The 8781-nt window shown below is 64.8% G+C and carries 7 protein-coding genes; 3 read left to right on the top strand and 4 right to left on the bottom strand.

Going from position 1 to position 8781, the window contains the following annotated elements:
- A partial coding sequence (gene kstD / locus QOJ24_RS21535) for a 3-oxosteroid 1-dehydrogenase (RefSeq protein ID WP_526264951.1) occupies positions 1-1665 on the top strand: 1665 nt, incomplete at its 5' end.
- A gap of 1 nt (position 1666) precedes the next feature.
- Entirely contained in the window at positions 1667-2527 is an 861-nt protein-coding gene (gene chsH3, locus QOJ24_RS21530) for an enoyl-CoA hydratase ChsH3 (RefSeq protein WP_526264949.1), read from the top strand.
- Positions 2528-2529: 2 nt separating this feature from the next.
- On the opposite strand, the gene QOJ24_RS21525 is transcribed toward chsH3, so the two are convergent.
- Positions 2530-3339, bottom strand: coding sequence for a heparin lyase I family protein (locus QOJ24_RS21525; protein WP_526264955.1), 810 nt, complete (start codon positions 3337-3339; stop codon positions 2530-2532).
- A gap of 204 nt (positions 3340-3543) precedes the next feature.
- Here QOJ24_RS21525 and QOJ24_RS21520 point away from each other — a divergent pair, with 204 nt between their 5' ends.
- Positions 3544-5070, top strand: a complete 1527-nt coding sequence (locus tag QOJ24_RS21520) for a hypothetical protein (RefSeq protein WP_526264947.1) — start codon at positions 3544-3546, stop codon at positions 5068-5070.
- A 16-nt stretch (positions 5071-5086) separates the two neighbouring features.
- On the opposite strand, the gene QOJ24_RS21515 is transcribed toward QOJ24_RS21520, so the two are convergent.
- The 3 genes from QOJ24_RS21515 to QOJ24_RS21505 are packed head-to-tail and all read right to left on the bottom strand — an operon-like array spanning position 5087 to position 8779.
- Positions 5087-6220, bottom strand: a complete 1134-nt coding sequence (locus QOJ24_RS21515; protein ID WP_526264953.1) for a glycosyltransferase family 4 protein — start codon at positions 6218-6220, stop codon at positions 5087-5089.
- A gap of 31 nt (positions 6221-6251) precedes the next feature.
- Complete coding sequence (locus tag QOJ24_RS21510) at positions 6252-7775, bottom strand: lipopolysaccharide biosynthesis protein (RefSeq protein WP_526264945.1); 1524 nt, start codon at positions 7773-7775, stop codon at positions 6252-6254.
- On the bottom strand, positions 7772-8779 hold the full coding sequence (locus QOJ24_RS21505; protein WP_526264943.1) for a glycosyltransferase family A protein: 1008 nt from the start codon (positions 8777-8779) through the stop codon (positions 7772-7774). The genes QOJ24_RS21510 and QOJ24_RS21505 overlap by 4 nt, the downstream gene beginning before the upstream one ends.
- Between the last annotated feature and the right edge of the window lie 2 nt (positions 8780-8781).

The following is an 8781-nucleotide window of genomic DNA, read 5'->3' as shown; positions in this document are numbered from 1 at the left end:
GACGTCGTCGTGGTCGGCAGCGGCGCCGCCGGCATGGTCGCTGCCCTCACCGCCGCCCATCAGGGCCTTTCAACATTAGTCGTAGAAAAGGCCGCACACTACGGCGGATCCACTGCCCGATCGGGTGGTGGGGTGTGGATCCCGAACAACGAAGTCCTCAAGCGCGACGGCGTCTCCGACACGCCTGACGCGGCGCGGACATACCTGCACGGCATCATCGGCGACGTCGTCGCGCCGGAACGCATCGACACTTATCTCGACCGCGGCCCGGAGATGCTGTCCTTCGTGCTCAAGCACACCCCACTGAAGATGTGCTGGGTGCCCGGCTACTCCGACTACTACCCCGAGTCCGCTGGCGGCAGGTCGGGCGGTCGCTCGATCGAACCCAAGCCCTTCAACGCCAAGAAACTCGGCGCCGACGAGGCGGGCCTTGAGCCTCCGTACGGCAAGGTCCCGCTCAATGTCGTTGTGATGCAGCAGGATTATGTGCGGCTCAACATGCTCAAGCGCCATCCGCGCGGAGTGCTGCGCAGCCTCAAGGTCGGCGCCCGCACCATGTGGGCCAAGGCGACGGGCAAGCACCTCGTCGGCATGGGCCGCGCGCTGATCGCGCCGCTCCGGGTGGGCCTGCAGAAGGCTGGGGTGCCCGTGCTGCTGAACACGGCGCTCACCGACCTGTATGTCGAGGACGGCGTGGTGCGCGGCATCTATATCCGGGATACCAACGCACCCGAATCGGCTGAGCCCGAACTGATCCGAGTACGCCGCGGCGTGATCCTCGGCTCGGGCGGGTTCGAGCACAACGAACAGATGCGGGTGAAGTACCAGCGCGCCCCGATCACCACCGAGTGGACGGTCGGCGCCACGGCGAACACCGGCGACGGCATCATCGCGGGCGAGAAGCTCGGCGCCGCACTGGACATCATGGAGGACGCTTGGTGGGGGCCGACGGTGCCGCTGGTCGGCGCACCCTGGTTCGCGCTGTCGGAACGCAACTCGCCGGGCTCGATCATCGTGAACATGTCGGGCAAGCGATTCATGAACGAGTCGATGCCCTACGTCGAGGCGTGCCATCACATGTACGGCGGCGAGTACGGCCAAGGCCCCGGTCCCGGCGAGAACATCCCAGCGTGGCTGATCTTCGACCAGCAGTATCGCGACCGCTACATCTTCGCGGGTCTTCAGCCGGGACAGCGCATTCCGCGCAAGTGGCTGGAGTCCGGTGTCATCGTCACGGCCGACACGATCGAGGAATTGGCCGCCAAGGCCGGGCTGCCCGCAGAAGCGCTCGGCGCGACGGTGCAGCGATTCAACGGCTTCGCACGCTCGGGGACTGACGACGACTTCCACCGCGGCGAGAGCGCATACGACCGCTACTACGGGGATCCGACCAACAAGCCCAACCCCAACCTGGGCGAGATCAGCCATGGGCCGTTCTACGCGGCCAAGATGGTGCCGGGCGACCTCGGCACCAAGGGCGGCATCGTCACCGACGTGCACGGCCGCGCGCTGCGCGACGACGGTTCGGTGATCGACGGTCTCTACGCCGCGGGCAATGTCAGTGCACCTGTCATGGGTCACACGTACCCGGGGCCGGGCGGCACGATCGGCCCGGCGATGGCGTTCGGGTACCTGGCGGCGCTGCACCTGGCGGGCAAGGCCTGAGATGGCGATCAACCTCGACGAGGCGCTCGGCGCGACGCTCGATCCGGTCGAATTCTCCTGGGCCAGTAGTGATATCCAGCTATACCATCTGGGTCTCGGCGCGGGTCAGGACCCGATGGACAAACGCGAGTTGCGCTATCTCGTCGACGACAATCCGCAGGTATTGCCGACGTTCGGCAATGTGGCCGCGAGCTTTCATGACACCGCGCCGCCGACGGTCAAGTTTCCTGGAATCGACATCGAGCTGAGCCGAGTGCTGCACGCCAGCGAGGCGGTGTCGACGCAGGCGCCGATTCCGCCGTCGGGTACGGGGCGCGCGGTCACCACATTCACCGACATCTGGGACAAGGGCAAGGCCGCGGTGATCTGGTCGGAGACGACGGTCACCACACCCGACGGCGCACCGTTGTGGACGCAGAAACGGTCCATATTCGCCCGGGGTGAGGGCGGGTTCGGCGGCGAGCGCGGACCGTCGACGTCATCGGAGCGGCAGGAACGGGCGCCCGACTTCGAGCTGTCCATCGCGGTGTCTCCCCAGCAGGCGCTGCTCTACCGGTTGTGCGGCGACCGCAACCCGCTGCACTCCGATCCCGAATTCGCTGCGGCCGCAGGCTTTCCCAGACCGATACTGCACGGCTTGTGCACGTACGGCATGACTTGCAAGGCGATGGTGGACGCGCTGCTGGATGGCGACACGTCACGTGTAGGCAGCTACGGCGCCCGGTTCGCGGGCGTGGTGTTCCCGGGGGAGACGCTGAAGGCGAGCGTTTGGAAGGACGGCGACGGCTTCCGGGCGGTCGTCACCGCGCCTGAGCGCGACGACGCGGTCGCGCTGGCAGGCGTGGAGTTGGTGCCGGCCTAGCGCTACAGCGCATCCTCGCTGTCGGCTGCTCCGAACCCGGTGTGATAGACGATGTCCGTTGGCGCCATCGGCGCCCTGTACATGCCCTCTTTGTAATAGACCGAAGTCGTACCGGGGATCAGGGTGCGACCTACATAGGTATCCGTTCCGTTCGCGAACTTTTGCGGTACCCCGTTGAGCCACAACTTGATCGAGCCGCCGGTGGCCGACTCCGACCAGCGGATCTGCATTTTGACGTCATGCCATTCGCCAGGCGCCAAGGGCGTATCGAAGATCGAGAACGTGCCAAGATACGCGTCAGGCGCCGACTGATCACTGATGGTCAGCGACCAATAGCCGTTCCTCATGCCCACTGTCCACGACACGGGCGGGCTGCCGACATCGGAATCGGGATGCCACTGGTTTGTCACGCCCCAACCGAGATCGGCGTGGTTCTTGGGGAATGACGTGTCGAACTTGGTCGAGAACTTGTACCAGCGCACCTCCCCTTCGGCGCCTCCAGTAGACCATGAGTCGCCCTGCACTTCGGCTCGCTCGCCGCCGCCGAACGGCGGTACGTCACCTTTACGGACTTCGAATCGAGCGACGTCACCCTTTGAGTCCTGAACGATCGACGCCGGATATCCGGGGGGGTAGTCGGCTGCGGGACCGTTGTACGCCTTCGTCTGGACCGTCAGCCACTGGGAGAAGTCACCGGAGGCGTAGTCGCCGGCGAACAGCTGTGCGGGGGGTTCTGCTGACGGGGTCGGAGAAAGCAATAGGGCAACCGGCACCATGATGACGACCGCCACCGCAGCCAGCGCGGTGCGCACGCGCAAGATCCACTCCTTCGAACGACAAGGTTTCACAACCACGGTATTCGCCATGTGTGGCATTGCCAAACTGGGAGTTGGCTAAATTGTATTACGTATCTGCGCTGGCGTTGCTATGGCACTATGCTGGATGTGACGTCCAGTCGGCAGTTCGCGCGAGTAGCTGTCGCAATTTTTTGGACAATAGCGGTTATCCCCCTGCTAGTGGTATTGACCACACCGCACATCGTCGTCGAGGATGGCGGTCTGCACCTGTCTAACGCGATGGCATTGCGCGGACTCATCGGCGGTTGGTTTCCTTCGCTGGTTAGCTGGCGCCCCGTTCTTGCACCCAACACAACCGTTGAGATCGTCCTCGCCGCGCTCACCAGCGTCATGAGCGGGAACCTCGCGTTGAAGGTGGTCATCGCCGTCGGCCTGCTCGGATTCGCGTTTGCGGTCTTCGCGTTGATGCGGGCGGCGCACCTGCCCGTCTACTTCGGTATTCCGCTCCTGGCGTTCGAGATGCACTACTTGGTGATGCTCGGATTCCTCGGGTTCGTATGGTCCGTGCCGATTGCGCTCTGCGCTCTTGCCGTGGTTGTTCGAAGTCCCCTGGCTCCGCGAAAATGGCCACTGGCGCTGCTGCTGACCGCGACCTGGTTCACCCATGTGGTACCCGCCCTGACGGTCGGCATCGCCATCACCCTCGTTGTGTTCGTCGCGCATCTTGCCGACCACCAAGGGCCCGCACGGGCGGTGGTGGCGACGGTGAAAGCGCTTGCAGTACCCCTTGCCCCGGTGGCGCTATTGAGCATCACGTGGTTCGTGCAAGCACCGACAGGTGCTCTGCAGAGAGGACCGGGCGTCTTGTCATCGATAACGAACCTGCTGCAATTCTCCGACCCTCTGGTGTCCTACGCGCACGTCGAATACTGGTTGGCGCGAGCGCTCGCGGTAGCGGCTTATGCCGTCGCGGTCATCGTCATCGGAATCCGCGTTCACGAGCGCAGATACCACGACCGCATGGACGGCCTGCTCGCCGCGGCGATACTGACAGCGGTGCTTTCTGTCGCCGCGCCCGAACACACCGGAAGCGGCGCGGGCTTCGTCGGTTTGCGGCTGGCCTTGTTTGCGCTCGTGTTCCTGTTGCTCTGGGAGTGCATCCAGATAAGTGAGCTGACGGGCCGCGCTCGCTCTCTGTCGATGGCGATGCTCGCAGTCGGAGCCGTTGTCGCTGTGACCATTCCGATTGTGCGCGTACCGGCGCTGCATCAACTGTCGGCGGAGGCCGATCACATCGGGTCACTCGCACCTTGTCTACCCCTACACTCCTCCGTCATGCAGGTGAACCTGGACGCGGGCGGCGCGGTGTCGCCACGCTTGAACCCGATGGCCGAGCAGTCAGGGGCGATAACCGTTCCCCGGGAGTCCCTCGACCTATTCAACGAATCCGGCTGGTTTCCGTTCTACCTCTGGCGCTACACCGATGACGCCCGCGCCGACCGCTTTGTCGCGTCAGGGCGATCATTCGACGAGGTGCCCACGCCCATCGACTTGGGCGCCGCGATCGACCAAGGACTGCCCCTCACCGGCGTCGTCGTCTACGGCCGCGCGGTCGCGCCGTCGGCATTACTGCGCCAACACACCGTCATCATGCTCGATCATGCTCTGGCGCAACACTTCCGGAAGGTCCGGCAGGCGCCGAACGCTGAGTTATGGCTACGCAAAGGTGTCTCGCCGTCCTGCTGACTCGCCGGGTGTTCGTCTACTCGAGCGCCTTTCGATATGCCGCGACCGTTTTCGCGGCGACCTCCGCGGGCATGAACCGCTGCCGTGCGACATCGTGTGCGCGCGCGCCCAGCCGCAGGCAGAGGTCTTCATCTTTGAGCAGGGTCTGCAATCGATCGGACAGCGCCACCTCGTCCTCCGATTCGACAAGAAATCCTGTCTCGCCGTCCTCCACCATTTCGGGGACACCGCCGACGCGGCTGGCCACCACGGGCTTCCCCGATGCCATTGCCTGCGCGATGATCGTCGGTGAGTTCTCCTGTCGCGAGAACAGCACAACCGCACGCGAGCGCGCGATTTCACGTCGAATGCGCGCAGTGTCGACAAGGCCGATGATCTCAACGCTGTCGTCAAGACCCAGGGCGCTCACGCGGTCCCGAATCGTCTGCAGATAGTCGGCATCGGGCTGTGGGCCGATGAGCGCCAGCCGGGCCTCGGGAACGGCACGACGAGCCTCGGCGAACGCATTCAACAGGCCGAGCGGATTCTTCAACGGCACCAGCAGTCCGGCATAGAGCAGCCTCGGCGGAGCCGGGGCGAGGGCTGCCGGCGAAAAGAATTCGGGAGCGGTCGGATTGCCGATCCGCAGCGCTGTCCCGCGAATCTGCCCGGCAAGGTCGTCATGGTCGTACTCAGAGATCGAGATCACCACCTTGGCCCGGCGCAGGACGCGCGCCACGATGTGATCGAACAGCCTGACCCGCAACTTGTCTCGAAAGCTCCGCTCGGCCGCCATCCTGGTTTCGACATGCACCATGCCGTGCACGGTCACGACGGGGTTCGGGCTGCACCGCACAGCGATATCGCCGCGTCTGCCGATCTCCTGGCCATGAACGATGTCCGGCTTCACCATCGAAACGATTCTGCGTGCCCGTCGCACGTCGAGGAACGACTGGGTCAGCGCAGCAAGCCGCTTCTGGCCTCGAACGTAGTGAACGTTGACCTTGGGCCCCTCAGACCGGAAGTCGGTCGACGCCTCACCCTCGTGGAACCGCAGCACCGTAACGCTTTCGATGTCGTCGCGTTCGGCGAGAGCGGGTACAAGGGTGCTCGTCACAGACTCTATTCCACCGTTCACCGTGCCCGGCTCGAGTGGATAAGCCCCGATCATCAACACCTTCAGACCCATCCCGGTTTCCCCCTCATACCGGCCGGCCGACGTCGCCGCGAAGGCGCGTCAGCCCGCGTTCGATGAAGCCGCGCACCTGGCGATACTGTCCCGGGGCCAGCAGCCTCAGCCCGCCGAGATAGACGATCGCGAACAACAGGCACTCGGCGGTTATCAGGGCCAGTCCGAGCGGCTCGCCGTGCTGGTCGGAACGAACCAGCACACGCTCGAGCGGAAACACCACGGCGAGAGCGGCCAACGCGGAAAGCGTCGACGGTACGAGGCAGCCGATCACCTCGCGGTAGGAAGCTCCGACGATCCTTCTCGCCATTTCCACCGTGACACAACCGATGACGAGGTGCATCGTCGAAATCGCGATGCCGACACCGACGAGGCCCAATGGAAGGAGAATGACGATGAGCGGGAGGCCCAGCACGACACTGAGACCGGTCAACCAGTTGAGCAAGGACGACCGGCCGGCACCCTTGATCGCCTCCCAGCCCACCGAGGTGAGGGCGATGCCCAGGCCGATTCCCGCCATCGCACCAGTCGCCGTTCCCGCCGCGCGCCACTGCTCGCCGAGCAGCAGCACGACTATCGGCTCACCCGCGACCACCAACAGCATGCCTGCGGGGAGGGCGGCGAACCAGATCCAACCGAGCGCACGCAGGAACGCTTCACGGAACCGAATCGGATCACCTGAAATGCGGGAGAACGCGGGAAACAACACGTAGGAACATATTTGGATCACCGCCATCGATGGCATGGACGCGATGCGGTACGCATAGCGGTACTGCCCCAGGTCCCCGGTCCCGAGTTGACGGCCGACCAGGATCTGCTCGACCATCTCGCGGGCACGTTCCGCGATACCGTCGAGCAGCAGCGGAAACGAGAAACCCGCCATCTCGCGCCAGATACGGAACGAGAACTTCCCCTGGAACGGCCGCCACTTCGCCAGCCACCACGTCAGCACGACGCCGGTTGCGGTGGAGGCGTACGTGCCGATGACCATCGCCCACGCGCCGAAACCCAGGACGGCGAACGTCGTCGACACACCGGCGAAGGACAGTGAAATGGCGGGATCGACGATCATGCGTCGCTTGAATTGAAACGCACGCTGCATCAACGCATCGGGCACACCCGAGCAGGCATGAAGCACAAGCAGGCCCGAGGTGGCCGCCGCGATGAGCGCGACCCGTGAGTCGTGAAACAGGTTGCCGATCAGCGGCGACGCCGCCAGAACTCCGAGTCCGAGAAGCAACCCGGTCGCAAACGTGACGACAAGTACTGTGTTGGCCGCGTTCTCGAGATCTCGCTCGCGCTGGATCAGCGCCTGTGAGAGCGCGCTGTGACTCACCAGCACGACCCCGATCACCACCGATCCCGCCGCGAAGAGGCCCACCTCGGTCGGCCCCAGCAGCCTGCCGAGGACGATCGTCTGGATAACGGTGACGCCCTGACAGACGACCAGGCTCAGGGCAGAAATCGCCGCGCCGCGCTTGAGCACGCTGCCGAGGCCACCGCTCTCGGCTTCGGACGCGGATTCGACCGCCGTCATCGAGTGTGCCCGCGCGCCAGGCGATATCGAATCCTGCGAACGGCGCGCTCAGCCCGATTCTTCGCCGGATGAACGGACCGGAGCAACCGCGGAGTGATCCGAAGACCGATGATGACCGCCGCGGCCCGCAAGGTCGACCGCTGCCGGTAGGCCTCCCGCGCGGCGATCCTGGCGGTTGCTACGTCGCCCTCGAGAATCGCCCAACGCGCTCTGCGGAGCGCCTGGTGGTACCGAATCCGCTGCAGCGCCGGGTATTCGGTGGCTTCGACATCACTGAGCTCGAGCTGATCGCCGACGGCGATGAAAGCCCGCGCAAGCCTGCTCTCGTAGCCCTCCACGGCCGAGGGCTCGTGTGTCATCGAATCCGGCCGCAAGCGGACCCTGGCGAGGCAGTCACCGAGCAGCCGGATGTTGCGGCGCCCGGCGGCCAGACTCAACCACATCTCGACGTCGGGTTCGACGTCGGCGCCGTGCGGGTCGTACATGGCGTGGGCCGCCCACACATCACGACGGACTGCGCCGATGTAAGGCGGCACGCCCTCGTCGAGCATGTCGGAAAGGGACATGGTGTCCGGCACCGTCCTGCGGCCGACAGAATGGAAGTACCGCACCGGCGGCAACACGTCGAAGTCCGTGAAGAGTTCTGCGTCGCATCCGACGGCATGCACCTCGGGATCCGCCTCGATGACGGCTGCGATCCGCTCGCAGAAGTTCGGCTCCAGCAAGTCGTCGCTGTCCAACAGGCAGATATACCGTCCGATCGCGACGTCCGCGGCGGCGGCCACCCCGCCACGAACACCCTTGTTGGCTTGTCGCACGAGAGTGACTCGCGAGTCGCTGATGTACTTCTCGACGATATCGGCCATCTCATCGGAGTTGCCGTTGTCGACGACGACCAGTTCCCAGTCGTCGAGGGTTTGCGCCAGCACGGACTCGATCGTCTGCGCCACGTAATGCTCTGTGCGGTAAGCGGTTGTGAGGAAACTGAACAGTGGTTGCGGCATCG

This window comes from Mycobacterium sp., assembly GCF_032159775.1.
Taxonomy (GTDB): Bacteria; Actinomycetota; Actinomycetes; order Mycobacteriales; family Mycobacteriaceae; genus Mycobacterium.
This window is presented reverse-complemented; position numbering and strand designations above follow the sequence as displayed.